Origin of the sequence: Pseudomonas fluorescens (genome assembly GCF_902497875.1) — a bacterium.
In the GTDB taxonomy this organism is placed as follows: domain Bacteria; phylum Pseudomonadota; class Gammaproteobacteria; order Pseudomonadales; family Pseudomonadaceae; genus Aquipseudomonas; species Aquipseudomonas fluorescens_BR.
In genome coordinates this window covers 1-1,667 of sequence record NZ_CABVHY010000117.1, presented here as the reverse complement: position 1 = coordinate 1,667, position 1,667 = coordinate 1, and the positions used below count along the sequence as shown (strand labels likewise).

At 61.8% G+C, this 1,667-nt stretch carries 1 protein-coding gene and 1 pseudogene; both read right to left on the bottom strand.

The window, feature by feature from the left end:
• A pseudogene (locus F8N85_RS33985) lies at nucleotides 1-366 on the bottom strand (TolC family protein); the annotation flags it as partial.
• Between the two features lie 43 nt (nucleotides 367-409).
• Complete coding sequence (locus tag F8N85_RS33980; protein WP_150805792.1) at nucleotides 410-1,510, bottom strand: AI-2E family transporter; 1,101 nt, start codon at nucleotides 1,508-1,510, stop codon at nucleotides 410-412.
• Nucleotides 1,511-1,667: the final 157 nt, after the last annotated feature.

The following is a 1,667-nucleotide window of genomic DNA, read 5'->3' as shown; positions in this document are numbered from 1 at the left end:
GTCCACGGGGTTACGCCCACCGGATTGATTGCGGTCGAAATACAGACTGTCGGCGCTGGCCTGCTGCAGTTGCGGATAACGACCGCTTTGGGCGATGCCCAACTGGGCACGGGCTTCCATCACCCGTAGGCCAGCAATTTTCAGGTTGGAGTTATGGGCATCGGTTTCGGCAATCAGACGGTCGAGGACCGGATCGGCAAAGACCTGCCACCACTCGCGTATATCGGGCTGTCGACGCTGCTGGCTGGCCTGCTCGAGTGCCGGGCTGTTCCAGTGTTCGATCCAGGCCTCGCCTGGCGCCTGGAAATCCGGTCCCAGGCGCACACAGCCACTGAGGCCCAGTCCCCCTATCAGGAGTATCCCCATCAGGGGTAACCGGCCTCGGTGAAATGCCAGGAACATAGGCCCGTCAGATCTTCGGCTGGTCGTCTGGCACACCTTGCGGCTGGTCTTGCACCCACTGCCAGAACAGCTGATAGCCGACCGCAAGCACCACCGGGCCGATGAACAGACCGATGATGCCACCGGTGACCATGCCCCCGAGGGCCCCGATCAGCACCACCGGCATCGGCACATCGACGCCGCGCCCCAACAGCAGTGGCTTGAGCACGTTATCCACCAGGCCGGCAACGAAGACATAAATGGAAAAGACGATGCCCGCCGTGCTGACCCCCTCGGTGGCGAATACGTAGACGATCACCGGAATGGTAATCAGCGTCGCGGGTAACTGCATGATCCCCAGCAACAACACCGCCAGGGCCAGCAGCCCGGCGCCGGGGATGCCCTTGAGGACGAAGCCGACGCCCACCAGCAGCATTTGGATGAAGGCGATGCCGACCACCCCCAGCGCTACCGCACGAATGGTCGCGGTGCACAGCGCGGCCAGTTGCGGTCCCTTGGCCGGACCGCTGATACGCGAAGCGATCTGCACCGCACTGCGGCTGCCACCCTCGCCATAAGCCATGAAGATCCCGGCGATGATCAGGGAACAAATGAAAATCAGGAAACCCATGCCGACCCCGGCGAGCTTGCTCAACAGGGTCAGGCTGATCCCTTTGATCTGCGGTATGTACTTCTCGGTCAGCCCCGGAAGGTCGGTGGCCGCCTGCAGCCAGACGCCATGCACGCGCTTGCCCACCAGCGGCCAATCGGCGACTGCATCGGCCGGCGGAGCAATCTGGAAGCCACCGTCCTTGAGCAGGACCATAGCGCGCTCGACCGAGTCGGCAATCGAGGTGCCCAAGAGGTAGATCGGCACCATGAGAATAACGATGGCAATCAGCACGATCAGCGTCGCGATGAGTCCGTCCTTGTAGCCCAGCATGCCCTTGAGCCGGCCTTGCAGTGGGTAGAGGGTGATCGCCAGGATCAGCGACCAGAGCAACAGATCGCGGAACGGGCGGAATATCTCGAAGCAGAACAGCACCAGAACGACAATCAGCCCGGCACGAATCAGCACATCGAGCAGACCACGGGAAAACGTTTTCTCGGAAGTGGACGTGGGCACCATTGATTGCCTCCTTGCAGATCGCTGCACAGGAATGAGGGGGTAAGCCCAGCATAGACGGTCAATGGGACGTCATCTTTGTGTACCCCGCAAAAAATCGCAGCCTGCGGCAGCTCCTACGCCGACCGCGTACCCTGTAGGAGCTGCCGCAGGCTGCGAT

What these genes read in the sequence shown, in the direction of transcription:
- F8N85_RS33980 (WP_150805792.1), bottom strand. Translation starts at nt 1,510, where the DNA reads ATGGTGCCCACGTCCACTTCCGAGAAAACGTTTTCCCGTGGTCTGCTC.